At 46.8% G+C, this 18,816-nt stretch carries 16 protein-coding genes and 1 pseudogene; all 17 read right to left on the reverse strand.

Features of this window, described 5'->3' with window-relative positions; all coding sequences use genetic code 11:
* Positions 1-209: 209 nt before the first annotated feature.
* Entirely contained in the window at positions 210-383 is a 174-nt protein-coding gene (locus tag V7L12_RS24375) for an NmrA family NAD(P)-binding protein (RefSeq protein ID WP_335088249.1), read from the reverse strand.
* Between the two features lie 369 nt (positions 384-752).
* A complete protein-coding gene (locus tag V7L12_RS24380) occupies positions 753-1,232 on the reverse strand; it encodes a DUF3237 domain-containing protein (protein WP_335088251.1) in 480 nt (159 codons plus the stop codon).
* A gap of 16 nt (positions 1,233-1,248) precedes the next feature.
* A complete protein-coding gene (locus V7L12_RS24385; protein WP_335088253.1) occupies positions 1,249-1,719 on the reverse strand; it encodes a nuclear transport factor 2 family protein in 471 nt (156 codons plus the stop codon).
* Between the two features lie 49 nt (positions 1,720-1,768).
* The gene (locus tag V7L12_RS24390) at positions 1,769-2,911 is read right to left on the reverse strand and encodes an FAD-dependent oxidoreductase (protein ID WP_335088255.1); all 1,143 of its coding nucleotides are present in this window, start codon (positions 2,909-2,911) and stop codon (positions 1,769-1,771) included.
* Between the two features lie 352 nt (positions 2,912-3,263).
* Positions 3,264-3,800 (reverse strand): MarR family winged helix-turn-helix transcriptional regulator, encoded by a 537-nt coding sequence (locus V7L12_RS24395; RefSeq protein ID WP_335088257.1) that lies wholly within the window; start codon positions 3,798-3,800, stop codon positions 3,264-3,266.
* A 291-nt stretch (positions 3,801-4,091) separates the two neighbouring features.
* A complete protein-coding gene (locus V7L12_RS24400) occupies positions 4,092-5,318 on the reverse strand; it encodes a pentapeptide repeat-containing protein (RefSeq protein WP_335088259.1) in 1,227 nt (408 codons plus the stop codon).
* Positions 5,319-5,924: 606 nt separating this feature from the next.
* Complete coding sequence (locus tag V7L12_RS24405; RefSeq protein WP_335088261.1) at positions 5,925-7,895, reverse strand: hybrid sensor histidine kinase/response regulator; 1,971 nt, start codon at positions 7,893-7,895, stop codon at positions 5,925-5,927.
* Positions 7,895-8,371 carry a response regulator gene (locus V7L12_RS24410; protein WP_335088262.1) on the reverse strand — a complete coding sequence of 159 codons (477 nt, stop codon included), beginning with the start codon at positions 8,369-8,371 and terminating at the stop codon, positions 7,895-7,897. Before V7L12_RS24410 ends, V7L12_RS24405 begins: the two co-directional genes overlap by 1 nt.
* Complete coding sequence (locus V7L12_RS24415) at positions 8,368-11,124, reverse strand: PAS domain S-box protein (protein WP_335088264.1); 2,757 nt, start codon at positions 11,122-11,124, stop codon at positions 8,368-8,370. Before V7L12_RS24415 ends, V7L12_RS24410 begins: the two co-directional genes overlap by 4 nt.
* Before the next feature lie 90 nt (positions 11,125-11,214).
* Positions 11,215-11,367 (reverse strand): helix-turn-helix transcriptional regulator, encoded by a 153-nt coding sequence (locus V7L12_RS24420; protein WP_335088266.1) that lies wholly within the window; start codon positions 11,365-11,367, stop codon positions 11,215-11,217.
* Between the two features lie 467 nt (positions 11,368-11,834).
* Complete coding sequence (locus V7L12_RS24425; protein ID WP_335088268.1) at positions 11,835-12,050, reverse strand: hypothetical protein; 216 nt, start codon at positions 12,048-12,050, stop codon at positions 11,835-11,837.
* Entirely contained in the window at positions 12,047-12,277 is a 231-nt protein-coding gene (locus tag V7L12_RS24430) for a ribbon-helix-helix domain-containing protein (protein ID WP_335088270.1), read from the reverse strand. The genes V7L12_RS24425 and V7L12_RS24430 overlap by 4 nt, the downstream gene beginning before the upstream one ends.
* 307 nt (positions 12,278-12,584) lie before the next feature.
* Positions 12,585-13,901, reverse strand: a pseudogene (locus tag V7L12_RS33335) (WD40 repeat domain-containing protein); the annotation flags it as partial.
* A gap of 1,081 nt (positions 13,902-14,982) precedes the next feature.
* The gene (locus tag V7L12_RS24440) at positions 14,983-15,786 is read right to left on the reverse strand and encodes a hypothetical protein (RefSeq protein WP_335088274.1); all 804 of its coding nucleotides are present in this window, start codon (positions 15,784-15,786) and stop codon (positions 14,983-14,985) included.
* A gap of 74 nt (positions 15,787-15,860) precedes the next feature.
* Positions 15,861-16,163, reverse strand: a complete 303-nt coding sequence (locus tag V7L12_RS24445; protein ID WP_335088276.1) for a hypothetical protein — start codon at positions 16,161-16,163, stop codon at positions 15,861-15,863.
* An 81-nt stretch (positions 16,164-16,244) separates the two neighbouring features.
* Positions 16,245-17,549, reverse strand: coding sequence for a P-loop NTPase fold protein (locus tag V7L12_RS24450; protein WP_335088278.1), 1,305 nt, complete (start codon positions 17,547-17,549; stop codon positions 16,245-16,247).
* A 200-nt stretch (positions 17,550-17,749) separates the two neighbouring features.
* Positions 17,750-18,814, reverse strand: a complete 1,065-nt coding sequence (locus V7L12_RS24455) for a pentapeptide repeat-containing protein (RefSeq protein ID WP_335088280.1) — start codon at positions 18,812-18,814, stop codon at positions 17,750-17,752.
* Between the last annotated feature and the right edge of the window lie 2 nt (positions 18,815-18,816).

Consider the following 18,816-nt stretch of genomic DNA (forward strand, 5'->3'; position numbering starts at 1 on the left):
GGTTTTAGGCTCTTTACTTGGTCATAGGTGATAAATGCTACCCAACTCTAACCTACTTGTCTCACGTATCTGGGACTTTTGCAAGAGGTCTATTGAACCCTTGCCTTTTTTGCGGCATCCACGACATTTTGGTGTTGCCGAAGGCGGTTCTCTTCATCCGTTCCAGCTATCAACAAAACCCTTTCAATTCCCTGCATGGCCTTGTCGAGTCAAGCAGTATCATCGTAGTTACCTACGCGTATGTCTACCCCTTTTTCTTTCAAGGCAGAGGCTTTACTTTCATCACGCACAAGTGCGGCAATTTGGTTGGCGGATGTTTTGTCCAGTAGATTTTGGATTACTGCCGTACCCAACTGTCCGGTGGCTCCTGTTACCAAGATCATGGTTTTTCCTTTTTTGTTTGAATTTTGCTTTGTGCTTCGTTGGAATTGTCGGCGTCGTTATCTTCTGAGATACCGAAAGAGTGCTGTTCTCGCCTACGTGAGGACATGAGCCGGCGCGATCGTGGCGGCGTCGTTGAAGTCTCCCTGACGCACGTCTACGCCCTTGTGCAAGCTCGGCGGCCTTCTGCGGGGCGCGGACAAGGGCGCGCACCATGCGCCCCTCTTCCAGCAGCCTCCGCGCGGAACTTGGTTAGCCTAGCCACCCTCCAAACCGATTGCTTCTTGGCGCTCTTGGTGTGCTTGGCGTCTACCACGGCGTCGCTCCTTGATGTCCACCTTGGGGGCGACGGCGGTTTGAAACAGACTGGTTCAAGATAGTCGGTAGACCCGGTGCTCGAAGCCTAGCAGTCCGGGGCCTGGGGGGAGCAACCGGCCTTGACCGACGAACAGCGTCTGGTTGACCCAGGCGTACCGCGGGTCGCCTGTCTCCAGCACCCAATGGGAACGAATTGACTGGTCGGCGAACTCGGTCGGCGCGCACACGCTCACGGCCCGTTTCAACTTTTCGTTGGCCTCGGCCGGACCAAAGTAGTGGGCGCAAAGGATCGCCCCGTCGTCAGTCTCGATCTGGACCCGGACGTCCATCCTTATGAAGCCATCCGGTCCGGTAAGCATCCAGTCGCTGCCGACTCCGAGGAGCTTTCCCTTAAGTCGTGGCCCATCGACCCGGCCGCCGGTCATCTCGAAGTACTGGCGACCGCCGTAGGGGCCGTCCCCGACTTCGTGGGGTGGGCCGCACGCCACTTGACACGTGAACTCGTGGACGAGTTGCAGGGATTGATCAGACATTGTACGCTCCAGAACGCTACTTTCCTAAAAGCACTTGCGGGTCGCCGGTGAACCAAGCGTTGTCGATGACGAGGTGACGCATGCGCCAAAGCCTTTCGTCTCTGATGAGTTCCACCTTGTACCAGTTCATCATCCGGCATCGTCGGGAATGGTCGCCCCGAGGAAGGTGGGTGGCGTCGACCAATGTTCGCAACCGGGCGACGTCTCCTTCGACATGGACGCGCCCGTTCGTAATCACGTGGCTGGTCGTCTGTGATCCGGCGTTCGCGCTCAAGAAGCCGACGACCGTCTCGTGCCCGGTCAACAGCGGGAATTTGAGACCAATCTTGCAACCGCAGGGACCAAAGTCCACCACAATGTCCTCACTGAAGGCCGAGGCGATCAGAGCCGGGTCGTTGTGGTCGACTCCGGTACCGAAACGGTAAAGCGCATCCATGATCTCCAAGTGCTCGCCAGCGGACGCGATGGGATTCTGATCAATAGTCATGGTTGATCCTTAACTGGGATGATTGAATTTGGATTTCGGCATCACTTCACTACGGCTTGCTAAAGTCGATTTCGAGTCCGTAAATGTGTCGTCCGACTTCCAGGCATTCCGAAATCTCATTGCGTGTCCGCTCCTGCATGCGCGCCTCGCACTTTTTCACGGCCTCCGTGACCTCGGCGGCCGGATTGGCCACTAAGCCGTCGGCCAGTTCGAGCGAGTCGAGCAGTGCAAGGTTCACCCCCTTGCCGGTGAATGGCGGCATGGCGTGCGACGAGTCGCCGACCATGGCAAGACCCGGCCGCGTCTCCCACCGGTAGTCCGGCGGCATCACAGACAGAGGCCAGCGATGGAAATTGCCGTCGACTTGTGTCAGCATCGTCAACAGCTCGGGCGACCAATCGTGATAAGCGGCAGTGATGGCGTTGAGGACGGCCTTGCTGTCGTTGAGCGCGAAGCCTTGCGCTGCAGGCCAGTCCTGGGCAACCACCATCGAGTAATAGAGAAGGATCAAGTCGCGGGAGCAGCGTTGCACGAAAATGGTCTGGTGATGGTCGGCGAACATCACCGAACCCTCGCCCAGAAGGTCCGACAGTTCGGAGCCGCGCCAAAGCTCCTTGCGGATCACGCCCGCAAGCATCGTCATGCCGGTGTAGCGCGGGCGAACCGGCGTCAGGCAGGGTCTGATGCGGGAGCCGACGCCATCGGCGCCGACGACGAGATCCGCGGTGACGGGCGCTTGATCTTTAAACTCCATGCGCCACCGGCCGTCCGCCTCGGGCAAGACATCGTTGACGGCGTGGCCCCAGGCGATTGTGTCGGGAGCGAGCGAACCGAGCAGCATCTGACGGAGATCGCCGCGGTCGATCTCCGGCCCGGCCTCCTCGTGGGTCCCGGCTTCGCCCGCTGGGTGCGGCTTGCGTCGCGAATCCAGCATCTTGAAAGCCTTGGCGTCACTACGCGAGAGGCGACGGAATTCCTCCATCAGCCCAGCCTGTTCGATCGCCCGTTGGCCGGCGTTCTTGCGCAGATCGAGGCTGCCGCCTTGCGACCGCGAGGTCGGCGAGGAGTCGCGCTCGAAGACCTTCACAGAGAAGCCCTGTGTCTGTAATAGCCGCGCCAACATCGTACCAGCTGGCCCAGCTCCGACGATGGCGACCATACCCCCGTCCCGTAGCTCTTCGCAAGATTTCATGATAGTCCCTTATAGTTACTTTGGATTTGGTTGCGCACCTAGACGGGTGCTAGGTAATCAGTGCGGGTGATCAGGGTCGTCTAGACCCCAACCCTAAACGCCTCGGATGACGCGAATGTCACGTGATCCCCTAAAACGTCGAGCACTTCCTGCCATCGCGTCACGGCGTAAACATTAAGTGCCAGCAGGAATGTCACGGGAGCTTCGGAGCGCATCTGCGCGAGGAGCGTGAATCAGTCTGCGGTAAATCGCGGGTTACTTGGGTCGAACTGTTCGGCGGTGGTTGGGTGTGGCATCAGGTTGGTAGCTTTCTTACAATAGTAGTAGATGTTACCATATTGACAATATATTGTCAATTTTTGGCTTGCATCTTCTGCGTAATGGCTTCCAGAAGTGCCACGGCACGAGTGATTTGTTCCGCGTCAAAGTCTTCGGCAATCGCATTTGTCCACTGCCATTCGCGCTCCAACGCATCGTGATAAGTTGCCCTGCCGGCTTCGGTGAGAAGCAAGTGCATGGCTCGGGCGTCGCCGGGATTTTCGGCGAACTCAACCAGACCGTCGCTTGCCATGTCGTCAGCGAGTCGTTGTACGGCTTGCCGTGTTAAGCCCATATGCCGCGCCAATTCGCTTACCGTGACGCGCTTTTCAAGTGCGAATAACTCACTCAGCATTTGCCACCGAGCATTGGTTATTCCCGTACCCCGCATTAGGCGTGTTCCTGATTTTTGCACCGTTGCGTTCATACGAAGTACGGCGCGAATCAGATCGGTTAAAGCGTTTGACGCGGGCGTTTTTTTATAATGGTAAAAAGGCACGTTCTTGTTTCCCGCAATTCGGGCATCTATCGTATTATCAGCAAGCAGGGCTTGTAACTCTCTTAATACCACGGACGCTACGCCTTTTCATCGGGCGCAGGACGGCATTGGCTTTTTTTGCTCTAAAGTCTGATGCATGGCTGCAACTGAGCTAAACGCGAGCGATCGCAGCTGTGTTAAAAACCTCTCAGCGTTTCATAATTGTTAGTGATTTAAATTGCGGAAAATTTAGGCTGAGAGAGAATATTTATCAGGTTTTTGGCAATTTTTTAGCTTTGGGTACTAAATTAAACACGATAGGGACGCATAGCTATGCGTCCCTATCGTGTAATCAAGTTTTAGATGCTGAAACTTTAGTTTTTATTACCGCCAATGTTGGGGTATTTTCAGATTTTCCGGTAGGATGGTTGTGCGATCGCCAATTGCTTGTTCAATCTGCTGTGATTCTACGTTTTCCGAGCCAGTCAAGTTTGCTCCACAGAGGTTAGCTTCTTGGAAATTAGCTTCTTGGAGGTTAGCTGTACTCAGTAATGCACTTTCTAGATTAGCGCCAGCAAGTTTTGCCCTTTGCAAGTTACTGCCAATTAGGTTTGTATCTTGGAGATTGCTACCCTCAAAGTTGACTTCTTCTAAGTTGGCATCACAAAGGATTGCTCCTTCCAAGTTGGCATCACAAAGAACTGCTCCTGTTAAGTTTGCATCACAAAGAACTGTCCCTTCCAAGTTGGCATCGTAAAGGATTGCTTGGGAAAGGTTCGCTTTTCTAAGAACTGCGCCTTGGAGATTGGCTTCTGGGAGGATTGCTTTTTGCAGCTTGGCTTCATAGAGGATTGAGCCACAAAGACAGGTCACTGATAAGTCTGCTTCAGAGAGGTTTACTCTGGTAAAATTGACCCACTGCAAGTTAGCCCCGACAAAAATTGCTCTAGAGAGGTTAGCTTCCGTTAAGTCTGCATTGCTGAGGTCTGTATTACGTAAATCGAGTTTCTGATTAACTGGATCTTTATATGAGTCGCGTCGTCCAATGACAGTTAAGGCTGTTTGAATATCTGTAGGAAGTTTTGATGATTGCAGTGACTCATCCTCATATTCCCTATTCGTTGGGGCATTCTCGCGGATAAAAGCAGCGAGGATTTCCATAATTGTCCAATGATCTTTCGGGGAATCTTTGGCAATTCGTTCTAAAGCATAAATTGCGGCAAATCGCGTTTCAATCTTTTCATTTCCCAGTTGTTCAATCGCTTTAGAAAAGCGTTCGGAAACAATTTCTTGTGGAGTGAGTTGTGTCTGATTAATACAATTTACGATATTGTTATCCCAAGCTGGTGTTCCAGCCAGGAGTTGCGTTAACAAGCTGTGATTTTCATCCAGAGAGAGTCTGGATGTATAGTAAGCATTAAGAATTAATGCTAATCCCCCAATAATTATGGCAATCGTTGTTAATGCTTGAGTGATGTATTCAATTTTTTCTTGATTTGAAAATCCTTGAATATTTTCAAAAAATAATATAATTAGAGTGAATGATAAAATAAATATAACTGAGACAAATACCAACAAAGTCGTCAGTCCATTGGTCTTTATGAAAGACATGTCATAAGTCTTCATATCCGACTCCTTACGGAAATAAATTTAGGTTGATTCTAAGAGTATCCGTAAAGTTATGATAGAGTACAAACACGGATAAAATTGACGAAAGATTAAATCTACTATATAAAAATTATATATATAATAATCCTGAATCATTCCTGAGAAATAAGATTATCGACTTTCTAGAGAAGCCAGGGATATGATGATTCACGAATGATTAGACATCTGGTGAAGTTAAATATGCGTTAAGGACTTGCAAAAAATAAATTATCCCAAATTATTTGTAGATTTGTAGGGGCGCAATACAGTTCGGTTACAGCAGTTTTCATGTATTTGAACCACACCTGTCGTAGGGCCGCAAGGCCTTGCGGCCCTAACACGTGGTCTATTTATCTGAAAATATCTGTAAGGCAAGATACGGTGATAAATCGCATCTTTGCGATCTAGAATTTTCATCAAAAAATCTTAACCGAACCTTATTGACATAACATTTTCTGTATCACCTGGAGTATTCTAGGCAATTAAAAAGACCATATTTCTTGTGAAGAATAGTTTAAAATCTGTAACATTAAGCCAGTTCATCTAATTACTCAGGTTGATAACAAATCCCTAAGTAGATTGGACTAAGTTAGAAATCGCCATGAGCAATTCCTCTGGTGCTACAGGTTTAACGATGTGCTGTTGAAACCCTGCTCTTAGTGCGTACTGCTGATTGATTTCGCCTGCATAAGCAGTCAGAGCGATCGCAGGCATCTTTTTTCCTCCGATTTTTGCTTCTAGAGTCCGCACCTGTTGCATCAGCATATAGCCGTTCATCTCTGGCATCCCAATATCGCTGAGTAAGATATCTGGTTTTGACTGGGTTAGCGCTTGTAATGCTTCATATCCTGATGCTACTGCGGTGACGATCGCACCAAACTGTTCCAGTACAAAGCTGAAAAAGTCGCGGGTATCATCATTGTCATCCACAACCAGTACTTGTAAACCCATCAGGGGAGAGGAGGGAAAAGCGGCAGTTGAGGAATCAGTATTTGTGTCATCCTTGATTGTTGCACCGTCCTTGATTAGCGGCAACCTAACTGTGAAAATCGCTCCCTGCTCTTCTCCAAGACTTTCCGCCCAAATCGTTCCCCCGTGCATCTCAATCAAGTGACGAGCGATCGCTAAACCTAACCCTAATCCACCAAACCTTCTAGTTATTGTACTGTCACCCTGACGGAAATAGTCAAATACATGAGATAGAAAATCAGGGTGAATGCCTTTACCTGTATCGCTGACGGTAATCTGCGCTTGAGCATCGATGCGCTGCAATCGCACATTTACTTTTCCCTCAGTCTCAGTAAACTTGACGGCATTCGAGAGAAGGTTCCAGAAAACTTGCTGTAAGCGGGCTGAATCACCCAAAACTTTCCCCACAGTTGGATCGAGCATCGTCTCAATCTCAATGGTTTTAGCCTCTGCTGCCAAATGCACTGTTTCCATTGCGGCTTCAAGGGTAGATACCAAATCGACTGGGATCATGTTGAGGCTGAGTTTGCCTTGGAGAATGCGAGAAACATCTAATAAGTCTTCAATTAATTGAGCTTGTAATTTGGCATTGCGCTCAATAGTTTTCAGTGCTTTGTTGAGCGATGCCTCATCAAATTTCCGGCTCTGCAATAGTTTTGCCCAACCGAGAATCGGATTCAGGGGCGATCGCAATTCGTGGGAAAGTACTGCCAAAAACTCATCTTTGATTCGATTAGCAGCCTCAGCTTCCGCCCTGGCTGTTTGCTCAAGTTGCAAAAGGCGATCGCGTTCTGATTCGGTGCGTTTGCGATCGGTGATATCAGTTAGCATGGCGATCGCACCTAAACACTCACCCTGTTCATTGAAAATCGCTCTCGCAGAAATCAGTGTCCAGATGTAGGAACCATCCTGGCAGCGTAATCGCCCTTCTTTGAGATCGCTCTCTTCTCCTTTGAACCACTCCAGTTTTGCTTCGGCTGCTGCTATATCATCAGCCCGCTCCATAAAATCAAATATAGAACGACCGAGTATTTCTGCTGCCGGATAACCCAACATCTGAGATATCCGTTGATTCACGAACTCTGTTCGGGCTTCAGAGTCAATCATCCAGATTCCCTCATAAGAGGTATCAACAATTCGGCGATACTTGGCTTCACTCTTCTGTAAAGACTCCTCTGCTTGCTGGCGCTGACGTCGCTCCTTAGCTTCCCGCAATGCCCGTTGCACCGAGGGAACTAACCGCCCTAGTCGTTGCTTTAATACATAATCGGTTGCACCGTTCTTCAAAGCTTCGATCGCTAATTCTTCACCCAGTGCAGCAGAAACAAAGATAAAAGGAACCTCTGGACAACGATTTCGGGCAATTTCCAAGGCAGAAATTCCATCAAAAGAGGGCAAGGCATAATCGGCAAGAATTAAATCGAAAGCGTCTGTTTCCAAAGCAGCTAGGAAATCAGCACCGGTTTCGACTCGGATCAGTTCGCAATCAATTCCCCCTTCGATTAATATCATTTGGGCAAGCTCTGTATCTAACAGGCTGTCTTCCAAAAGGAGAAAACGCAGGACATTCATCAGTTGCTCTCCTTTTGTGGATGAGGTGCCGGAGGTAAAGCACCAACGGGAGGCTGATTGATCACCGCCCAAAACAGGCCAACACCCTTAATAGAATCGACAAAATCATGGTAATCTACTGGCTTGACAACGTATGCATTGACCCCTAACTCGTAGCAGCGAACTAAATCTGGCTCCTCGCGGGAAGAAGTAAGTACCACCACTGGAATCACTCGCATTACTGGATCGGATTTGAGTTGTGCCAGCACTTCTAACCCATCGACTTTAGGCAGTTTCAAATCAAGCAGCACCACCACAGGATACCCTTCCATTCGCAACCGGAACAACCCCCGGCGATAAAGATAATCTAGTGCTTCTTCGCCATCACGTACCACCACTACTTCATTGGCGAGATGGTTTTCCGACAAGGCGGCTAGGATTAACTCTGCATCGTTGGCACTGTCTTCAATTAGCAGAATCCGCTTAAGTTCTTTCATTCATTTTCCTTCTTCGACAATTTAGGCAGCGAAAAATAAAAGGTGGCGCCACTGTCAACTACAGCCTCTGCCCAAACTCGACCATTATGCCGATGAATAATGCGTTGCACGTTTGCCAATCCAACACCAGTGCCTTCAAATTGTGGGTCGCTATGCAGGCGTTGAAATACTCCGAATAGCTTGTGTACATATTGCATATTAAAGCCTACGCCGTTATCTTGTACAAAAAAGACAACTTCGTTTTCATTGTCAATACTTCCAACAGTAATTTCTGCTGGGTTTTGAGTCTGGGTATATTTTACGGCATTGCCTATCAGGTTACGAAGCACCAGCCGCAGCATAGAGGGATCGCCCTGCGCTTCTGGTAGTGGCTCGATGTGCCAATGGATTATGCGTCCTGGGGTTTCTGCGATCAAGTCGCGTTTTACTTCTTGTACCAATTCCTGCATATTCAGGTTGATGTAGCGCATTTCCGTGCGCCCCATGCGAGAAAATGTTAGCAACTCATCGATCAGTATTCCTGCCTGTTTGGCAGTTTCGGCAATTATTTTCAAATAGCGCTGACTTGTTTGATCCAAGCTTGTTGAACTATGGCGCTTCTGAAGCAATTCCACAAATCCGGCGATGTGGCGCAGTGGTGCCCGCAAGTCGTGAGAAACTGAGTAGGAGAAGGATTCAAGTTCTTTATTGGCGGCTTCGAGTTGGGCAGTGCGCTCTTGAATTCGTTGCTCTAGCATATCGTTGAGTTGTTGCAGGGAGGCTTCGGCAACTTTGCGATCGTGAATGTCGCTAGCGATGCCCACCCACTTGATAATCTGTCCGGCCGCATCTCGAAATGGTAAACCCCGGACAATATGCCAACGATAGCTACCATCAGAAACTCGACGGAAGCGGATTTCTACTTCGTAGTCTGTAGCGTTAGCAACAGCCTGCATCGAAGTTTTTAAGACGCGATCGCGGTCATCGGGGTGAATCACATAAATCCAGCCATAGCCAGCGGTCTGCTCCATTGTCAGTCCGGTATAGTCTAACCAGTATTGATTGCAATAGCTGATACCACCATCGCGATCGCCCATCCAAATTGCCTGTGGCGAGACTTCCGCTAAAATTCGGTATCGCTCCTCACTGTCACGTAGCGCTTCTTCTACCAACTTGCGTTCGCGCAGCGCAGCTTGCTGTTCGCTGATGTCAGCGATCAATGCCGCATACCCTTCAACGGTTCCCTCTTTACTAAACTGGGGAACACAAATAGCATTAATGTAACGTGTACCAGCATCTTTATAAGGAATTTCACTTTCAAATGTTACCTGCTCTCCTGCCAGTACTTGTTCCACATAAGGACGAACTATTTCATAAGCGGATTTACCCAAAACTTCCCAAAGATGCTTCCCATAAACTTCTGCCGCCGGATGCCCAAACCACTCTTGATATACTCGGTTGTTGAAGCGGTAGCGTTGTTCTGAATCTACAAAGGAAATCAGAACTGGCAGCGTATCTGTAATTAAACGAAGTTCTGTTTCTCGTTGCCGCAGTGCTTCTTCTATGAGCTTACGGTTGGTGATATCGCGCCAGCAATCTATTGCACCAATAATCTCACCTTGGGAATCTCGAATTGGTACGACATTAGCGATCGCTGTAATTGTAGTACCATCTGGACGTTCAATGATGCATTCTTGATCGCGGATCGTTTCACCATAGCGCGTAGCACGGTATAAAGGTAGTTGCTCTAAGCTGAGGGGCGTTACACCATCAGCTAGGAACAGACCGTAGAGCTGAACATAAGACTCACAAGATATGCCAACAAGAGATTCATTCGCTCTACCCAAAAGCTCTTGCGCGAGTTTGCTGTTAGCGATGATTGGGAAATCAGGGGGGCCGCCAGCGATCGTAATTCCCTCTGGGACGTGTTCTAGGAGCATTTGCAAAATGCTCTGGGCTTCTTCTGCTTGGCGGGAGCGATGCTGGGCTTCTGCTTCGGCTTGTTTGCGTTCGCTTAAGTCAAGAACAAAACCAATGATTGTCCGATCTCCCTGTTTAGCAAAACCAAGTAGAACCGGAACTAGAGAGCCGTCTTTGCGGATGTATTCCTGCTCAAAGGGCTTACAACTCCCAGTAATTATCAGTTCTTGAATCGCTCGCTCGCTCACCTCAATATATTCGAGTGGAACGATCTCGCCCCAGCGGATTCGACCAGAGCGCAAATCCTCGCGGGTATAATTGAGCATTTTTAGAAAGGCATCATTGGCTTCAATGATTAAGCCGTTCAGATCAGCCACAATCACCCCAATAATATTAGACTCGGTTAAGCGACCAAACCGTGTCTCGCTTTCGCGTAGTGACTTCAGGCTCGCTTCAGCTTTTCTTTGGGCTGTGCGGCGTGATTCGTTGAGCCAGATGATTAACCCTGCTGTCATCATGAACACGACTAGCCGCACTAAAATCTCCAGATTTGTAATCTTCAGCGGAGAGAGCGGATGAAGAAACAAGTAGTTGATTACCAAAGTAGACAAAACAGTTGCAAGTAGTCCTGGTACGAAACCCCCGTACCAGGGACTCACCATCACCGCAGCCAAAAATAGTGCCGCAGGTGCTGCGGTGAAATATGGACGGAGCAGCAGCGTTATTCCTACTGCTAAGGCAACGGATAGCAAAGCAATAGTATAGTGCAGCAGTTGCTCCCGAATGATTGCGCCCTTGTTTCTACTGCCAGCAAAAATCTTTTTGGGTTCAGCTGTTCTGACTTTATGAGCCATAACTCTACTTTGGTTTTGGAAAATACTGGTTTAGCAGCCTTTTGCCGGGTTCACCCATCTGCCGTAACATTTCTTCTATTAGTTTTAGTGCTATGCGTGAAGGGACTGTATGCCCATTTTCCCAACGATTAACTGTTTTGAAGTAACTCCTACTTTAGCAGCAAATTGTTTTTGAGAAAGATTGAGCTGCTGACGAAGTTCTCGAATGAAATCTAAAATTTCCAGCCGCTTTGTTACAGACATCTCTGTATTTTATCCCCATAGGATAAGTGGCATAAAACAGGTGTCCTATTTATTATCTCTTACTTAGAGAACATTTTAAAAGTGATTGGCTGTAATTTTAGGCACTTGTTGATCCCCCTTAACCCTCCTTAAAAAAGCTACGGTGTACACACACGTCTGAAATAGCTGATTAACCAAGGTTTTACCCCACCCTAACCCTCCCCGTATGTATTGGGGAGGGAGCTATACTTCTTTTTTCCCCCCTTTCCAAGGGGGGATTAAGGGGGGTAATTCAACTTGTATGTACACGTTAGCCTTTACAAGGGGGATTAAGGATGTACTTCATTTAGATGCAAAATGCTGTAAGTTCCGCCTGTTGGATCGCTCCTTCTTTTAAATGTTCGCTGAGATTGACTAAGGCTTTTTGAGTAATACAATATTGCACAACTTCGTTGATGAATTGACTGCGATCGCTACCCTTTTAGTATTTAAGCATTTGCGCCCAGAATAGAAGAGTCATAATGCTGTAGCAAATCTTCTGGGTCATCGTAAATTGCCAGATTACCCAATCCCCAATAAAGAGTCCCTTTTACTTCATCATCCCATGAGAGGAGAAGGGGGTTAGAGAAGAGATGGCGATCGCCTGAGATAATTCTAGAAGGTGCGTAGACGCTGACTCGGCTTGTCGCCAGACATCGCCTCAATAAAACTTCACCAACTCCAAATCACGTTCTGCGCGTTGGATGGCTCCCTTTTTTAACTGTTCTCCAAGATTGGCTAAGGTTTTCTGAGCAATATAATATTGCACAGCTTCGTTGATGAATCGACTGCGATCGCCTAGCGTCTCCTCTGGAGAATCGCCTTTTTCAATGACTCGATCAATTAGTTCAATCGTCTCATCTGGCAAGGTAATATTAATCTGTCGATGCATGATTTATTGCTTTATCTTGCCTATCAGCTTTATTTTATCTCATGTCCGGCTAAATACTTGTCATTACGATCGCAGCGATCGCACGGTGAAGTAATCGCATCATTGCGATCGCAACTCTTAGAGACGCTCTGCGAACGTTGCACTCGCAATCACATATTATAAGTGATTGAGCGGACTTGATATTACACATCTGAACTGTGTATAGTTATGTTGAAAGAGCGTAGTTTACCGCCGTAGACATCGCATGAGATAATCCTACAAATTGTGTAGACGCTGCCTCGGCTTGTCGCCAGACATCGCTTGGCTTTCACTTGATATCATCGCACAGACGCTTGTCGCTCTCATTCAAATTTGGGTTATTCTGCAAATAATCATGCAGCCAATTGCAACCCCGCACCAGCAATTGGTCTAAATTCTCCACAGGCCACAACCGCGCTGTCTTGTCATCTGATGCCGTGGCGATGGTTTTGCCGTCTGGGCTGAAACTCACACCTAAGACATAGCCTTGATGCGCTTGGAATTCTTGCAGCAGTCGCCCTTGCAGGTTCCACAACCGCGCTGTCTTGTCAGATGATGCCGTAGCGATGGTTTTGCCGTCCGGGCTGAAACTTACACTATAGACTGTGCCTTGATGCCCTTTGAATTCTTGCAGCAGTTGCCCTTGCAGATTCCACAACCATGCTGTCTTGTCAAGTGATGCCGTGGCAATGGTTTTGCCGTCCGGGCTGAAACTTACACTATAGACTGTGCCTTGATGCCCTTTGAATTCTTGCAGCAGTCGCCCTTGCAGGTTCCACAACCGCGCTGTGTTGTCAGATGATGCCGTGGCGATGGTTTTGCCGTCCGGGCTGAAACTTACACCTAAGACATAGCCTTGATACCCTTTGAATTCTTGCAACAGTTGCCCTTGCAGGTTCCATAATCGCGTTGTGTAGTAAGATGATGCCGTGGCGATGGTTTTGCCGTCCGGGCTGAAACTCACACTATAGACTGTGCCTTGATGCCCTTGGAATTCTTGCAACAGTTGCCCTTGCAGGTTCCATAATCGCGTTGTGTAGTAAGATGATGCCGTGGCAATGGTTTTGCCGTCCGGGCTGAAACTCACACTATAGACTGTGCCTTGATGCCCTTGGAATTTTTGCAGCAGTTGCCCTTGCAGGTTCCACAACCGCGCTGTGTTGTCATCTGATGCCGTGGCGATGGTTTTGCCGTCCGGGTTGAAACTCACACTTAAGACTGTGCCTTTATGCCCTTTGAATTCTTGCAGCAGTCGCCCTTGCAGGTTCCACAACCGCGCTGTCTTGTCATCTGATGCCGTGGCGATGGTTTTGCCGTCCGGGCTGAAACTCACGCCATAGACACTGCTTTGATGTCCTTTAAATTCTTGTAGCAGTCGCCCTTGTAGGTTCCACAACCGCGCTGTCTTGTCATCTGATGCCGTGGCGATAGTTTTGCCGTCCGGGCTGAAACTCACACTTAAGACTGTGCCTTGCTGCTTTTTGAATTCTTGCAGCAGTTGCCCTTGCAGGTTCCACAACCGCGCTGTTCCGTCATCTGATGCCGTGGCAATGGTTTTGCTGTCCGGGCTGAAACTCACACCCCAGACAGGGCCTTGATGCCCTTGGAACTGGTTGCGTTCTTTAATTTTATTGAGAATACTATCCAAAGCAAAAATCGGGCTGATAGCTGGATATTTTTCTAAAGGGCGACCATCTTTGACCAAAGTTTTTAACTCTTTACCAGTCTGTACTGCTGCCACTAGCGATTCTAACTCGGCATACTCAAACTGTCTTAAAGTATTAACACCAGCCCGTTCTAATTCCGTTCCCTTTTGTGCTTCTTTTTGTGCTACTTCTGCTGCTTCTGTTGCTTTCTGTGCTTCTGTAAGTTTTGCTTGTGCTTGGCTGAGTGTGGTTTGGGCTTGTTGAGCTTGAGATTCTGCTTGCTGTTGTTTTGTCACAGCTTGTTTTAATTTTACTTCAGCAGTTTTTACTTTTTCGCTTGCTGTTTTAATTCTTTCCTCTGCTTGGGCATTTTTCTCTTGTAATTCTGAGGCTTTCTGGTTTACCTCTTCCAAGTCTGCTTTAGCAGCAGCAAGGCTTTGGTTTGCCTGTTGAGTTTTCTGTTTTGCTAATTTTGATTCTACTTCTGCGGCTTGCTGATTCTTCTGCGCTGCTTGAAATTTTTGCTCTGCATCTTTCTTCTTAGTTTCTAATTCATCCGCTTTATTTTGTATTACTACCTGTTGCTTTTGTGTAGCTTGCAAGCGTTGAGTTACTTGATTGTAGTTGGCTTGAGCAGTTGTAAATTTATTTTCTGCCTGTTGCTTTTTATTACCAGCATCTTTAGCCACTTGAATTTGACTCAATGCATATCTTGATGATATACCTGCCAATAATAATAGACATACTGCTAAACCAGAACTCACCGTCAACCCCATCCGCCCTTGGCGAATTTGTCGCTTGGCTTCTTGTTGAGCATCAATTAATATCTGCCTTGCATCTTGTTCGCGCTTCAGCTTCTCTTCTGCTTGCAAGCGTTGTTCTCGCTCTCTAGCTAGTTCTGCTAATATTTCATTGCCCTGTTGTTGGCGAATAAATGACACAAGGTAATCATGCACCAGTTGATAACGGTCAGCCGGAGATTCTGGTAATTGCAATACTAACCTTGATGCCACAAAAATCTCTAAGACCAAATCTAGTTTATCAACTTCTGCGTTGATTTTCTGTTGATTTTTTTTCAGATTGGCGGTTATAAGCTGAAGCAATATTAACGAGTAATATACCTTGTCGCTCTAAATAATTACTTTGTCGCCAGAACCCTAAGCTTTGTTGATAATGTGATAGAGCAGAATCTATCTGGTCATGTAGATAATCATTTAAACCAAGCAAAAACTCTAAACTTGCTTGAAGTGCTGCTTCTAATACTTCTCCTCGATTTTGCAAATCTTGACGGGCGGTTTCTAGTTCCCGGCACATTTGGGAATTGGGCGTGATATTACCAGCAAAGATTTCATCACTTTTTTGCTGAAGGAAATTGACTAACTCATCGGTAGGGTTTTCAAACTCAATGATAGTTGCCCAATTTTCTAAATCAGTTGCTAATCGAATAAATTTTTGCAGAACTGAATCATTAACCCACAACAATATCGGAAATAGGAAGTTCTTTCTAAACTCCTCCCGTACTTGGTTAGCTGAAGTCAGAACAGTATCAATATCTTTAACCGACTCTAAACCAAAAATCATCAATGCAGGTGGCTGTTCATCTCCCAGTTGTTCGCATATATTTGTGTAAAGCGTTTTGACTGATGCAGGTAAGGTAATTTCGTATATTTCCACAGGAGAGACTTGGTGCAGCCGTTCTACCATGCGCTGACGTAAAGCAACATAATTACAGCGCAATATAATCAGCGAAAATTGCCCCTGAGAAAAGGTAATTGCTCTGACTAAAGTTTGTAATGAACCCTCATTGTCAAAGGCTAAATTTTCCGGTTCTTGCTGATTACTCATAACATACAGTAGTTTTCTTTTGCATGAAGTACAAAGCTACGGGTTTTGAGGCAAGAGGCAGGTGGTCACTGAGCCTAGTCGAAGTGAGGCAGGAGGCAGAAAGGACGATTTCTGCTAGTTGTAAAAAGCTGTAGTTGTGAAGATGACGACTGATATGGCTCCCGTACTTGCTGATATAGCTCCCGTACTTGCTGATATAGCTCCCGCATTTGTTGATATGGCTCCCGTACTTGCTGATATAGCTCCCGCACTTGTTGATATAGCTCCCGCACTTGTTGATATGGCTCCCGCACTTGTTGATATAGCTCCCGCACTTGTTGATATAGCTCCCGCACTTGTTGATATAGCTCCCGCACTTGCTGATACGATTCCCGCACTTGCTGACACCGCTAACGTTGTGCCATTTGACAAAATACCTGATAGCTAAGAGCGTACAACTCTATGCCTCTACAGCCGATTTATAACCTAAATTCCTTGGCTTCTGCCAAAATCGGATTAATATCAAACCACGAACCATCCTCATTCCGGTATTCAAATACAAACATACTGCGGAGCAAAAGTTCGTATCTTTCATGACCTCTCAAGTTTTTCTCTTGCGCTACCTCACGTAGTAATTCCCATTCATCAGGCGTAATTGCCAAAGTTAGCTCATTGCGGCGTTGTTTAATTACCCTATCCACACACTCCCGCGACAAAGGTGGGTCTTCTTGCTGAAGACAGCGAAACAACAGCATCAACAAGTTACGCAAATGACCACCGCTAACTTGGCAAAGTCGCTCTAAAGTATCAGGACTATCAAAAACCTCGGTAATTAAATTCCGGCTTTGTTCCCAACTGACACCAGGAAAAGCTCTGGTCATAACCATCTGTTGCAGCAGTACAATTCCCTGTGAAAATTGCGAACCATCTTGTAATTCCACAGGAACCATCGGCAAAACCTTAGGGTCTACGCCAAAGCGATTTGTTAACCTTCCTAAAGCGTTGGAAAAAATCAACACTAACGGAATGGTATAAACAACATGACAATTTAGCTGGTTTAATTGTTCGCCCCGTTCCACAAAGAGATATTCTGGCTGATAATGACCGGAAGGTTTTTGAGAATTATCCACTCTGTCGAGATTATCTATAATTACCACTAGTCCTTTTTTCCCCTGCTGCTTGAGTTTTTCTCTAGCAGGCTTGAGCAATTCTTTGTTAATTGATTCTAAAATGCCGTTGGTGCGCGGTTCTAAATATTGCCGTAACTGAGAGCGAAGTTTGGGACTATCTTTAGTTTTGGCAGTAATCTTGGCAATACCTACAGATAATTCAGCCTCAACGCCTATATCTAGCGGCGTTTGCAAAAACTCAGAAATTTCCGTAAACAGATTTTTAAAGTATCCTGGTTTGAGGTTAATTTTGATTGCTTCCAGACTTTGACTAACCTCACGAGCTACTGCTAATAAAATATCTGTAACATCAATATCAGCCATATCCAGGCTTTGGCTAGACTCGAAATAAACCACATGAAATCCCTGCTGTTCTAACTCTGCCTTTAGCCGCAGTAATTCAGTGGATTTGCCACAACCGATATGTCCGGTAAACAATTGACAAGTGGGTTGCTCAGGTGAAAGGCGGGTGATAGTTCGCCCAAGTTCCTCAATAATCTTGGCACCACGCACTTTAGAAAAATCAATATAATATTGTCTATCCTCCGGTTTGCTCACGACCAGAGTTTTACTGGGGTTGCAAGCTTGAAAAAACCTGACTAAATCTAGTTTCATCACAAATTACCCGAAATCAGCCTAACGCTCTTGCCCATTTCAGTGATTATACAGACGATAAAGCGGTTATTTCGGAAAAAACTTTTTCAGATTGAGTGATTATTTTTGTCTGTTTAATTAAACAGAATTCAGATGAACCCCACCCCCAACCCCTCCTCACAAGCGAGGCTACGGTGTATACACAAGTCTGAAATAGCTGATTAACCTTTCCAATGTTCGGGTGGTTGAAGATTTTCCGGTAGGATGGTTGTGCGATCGCTTTTTGCCTCTTCAATCTGCTGTTGTTCTAGATTTTCGGCTCCCCAGAGGTCTGTCCCTTGCAAATTGGCTCCCCAGAGCTTTGCCCCTTGCAGATTAGCTCCCCAGAGCTTTGCCGCTTGCAGATTGGCTTCCGTGAGGTCTGTCCCTTGCAGATTAGCTTCCAAAAGGACTGCCTTTTGCAGATTAGCTTTCCTGAGGTCTGCCCCTTGAAGATTAGCTTTCCTGAGGTCTGCCCCTTGAAGATTAGTTTCCCAAAGGACTGCCCCTTGAAGATTAGCTTTCCTGAGGTCTGCCCCTTGAAGATTAGCTTTCCTGAGGTCTGCCCCTTGCAGATTGGCTTCCCAAAGGAATGCCCCTTGAAGATTAGCTTTCCTGAGGTCTGCCCCTTGCAGATTAGCTCCCTTGAGTTGTGCTCTCTTAATATTGATATTATCTAAATTCAATCTCTGATTTTCCAGGTCATTCTTACAATTGCGTCGTCCGATAACGGTAAGGGCTGCTTGAATATCGGTGCAAATTTTTGGTGATTCCTGCTCCTCGTCTTTTTTCAAAGGCGCATTCTCTCGCACAAAAGCCGTGAGGACTTCCATGATTGTCCAGTGATCATCTTTGGAATCTTTGGCGATTCGTTCTAAAGTATAAATTGCCCCTAATCGCGTTTCAATCTTTTCATTTCCAAGCTGTTCAATCGCCTTCGCAAAGCGTTCTGTGATTTGCTTGTCTTGTGCAGCTTTAGCATTTTGGAGTGCAGCTTTAGCACTCTCATTTGCAGCTTCAGCACGTTTAGCTGCATAGAACGCATTGATGAATACAGCAATTCCAACAAAAATTGTTCCAGTAGTTGTTAAAGATTTAATTCCATAATCTAACCTTTGCTCTGTTGATAAACCTTCAACATTCACAAAGGCTAAAAAAACAATAAATAAGCAAAGAATAAATATAAATGGTAGAACTATTAACCAATTTCTCAGAGGGTCTGTGTTGTTATCAGACATAGCTTTCATCT

This window comes from Nostoc sp. (assembly GCF_036918245.1).
GTDB lineage: Bacteria > Cyanobacteriota > Cyanobacteriia > Cyanobacteriales > Nostocaceae > Nostoc.

What these genes read in the sequence shown, in the direction of transcription:
- V7L12_RS24420 (WP_335088266.1), bottom strand. Translation starts at nt 11,367, where the DNA reads ATGTCTGTAACAAAGCGGCTGGAAATTTTAGATTTCATTCGAGAACTT.
- V7L12_RS24440 (WP_335088274.1), bottom strand. Translation starts at nt 15,786, where the DNA reads ATGAGTAATCAGCAAGAACCGGAAAATTTAGCCTTTGACAATGAGGGT.
- V7L12_RS24385 (WP_335088253.1), bottom strand. Translation starts at nt 1,719, where the DNA reads ATGACTATTGATCAGAATCCCATCGCGTCCGCTGGCGAGCACTTGGAG.
- V7L12_RS24450 (WP_335088278.1), bottom strand. Translation starts at nt 17,549, where the DNA reads ATGAAACTAGATTTAGTCAGGTTTTTTCAAGCTTGCAACCCCAGTAAA.
- V7L12_RS24415 (WP_335088264.1), bottom strand. Translation starts at nt 11,124, where the DNA reads ATGGCTCATAAAGTCAGAACAGCTGAACCCAAAAAGATTTTTGCTGGC.
- V7L12_RS24410 (WP_335088262.1), bottom strand. Translation starts at nt 8,371, where the DNA reads ATGAAAGAACTTAAGCGGATTCTGCTAATTGAAGACAGTGCCAACGAT.
- V7L12_RS24430 (WP_335088270.1), bottom strand. Translation starts at nt 12,277, where the DNA reads ATGCATCGACAGATTAATATTACCTTGCCAGATGAGACGATTGAACTA.
- V7L12_RS24380 (WP_335088251.1), bottom strand. Translation starts at nt 1,232, where the DNA reads ATGTCTGATCAATCCCTGCAACTCGTCCACGAGTTCACGTGTCAAGTG.
- V7L12_RS24390 (WP_335088255.1), bottom strand. Translation starts at nt 2,911, where the DNA reads ATGAAATCTTGCGAAGAGCTACGGGACGGGGGTATGGTCGCCATCGTC.
- V7L12_RS24405 (WP_335088261.1), bottom strand. Translation starts at nt 7,895, where the DNA reads ATGAATGTCCTGCGTTTTCTCCTTTTGGAAGACAGCCTGTTAGATACA.
- V7L12_RS24375 (WP_335088249.1), bottom strand. Translation starts at nt 383, where the DNA reads ATGATCTTGGTAACAGGAGCCACCGGACAGTTGGGTACGGCAGTAATC.
- V7L12_RS24455 (WP_335088280.1), bottom strand. Translation starts at nt 18,814, where the DNA reads ATGAAAGCTATGTCTGATAACAACACAGACCCTCTGAGAAATTGGTTA.
- V7L12_RS24400 (WP_335088259.1), bottom strand. Translation starts at nt 5,318, where the DNA reads ATGTCTTTCATAAAGACCAATGGACTGACGACTTTGTTGGTATTTGTC.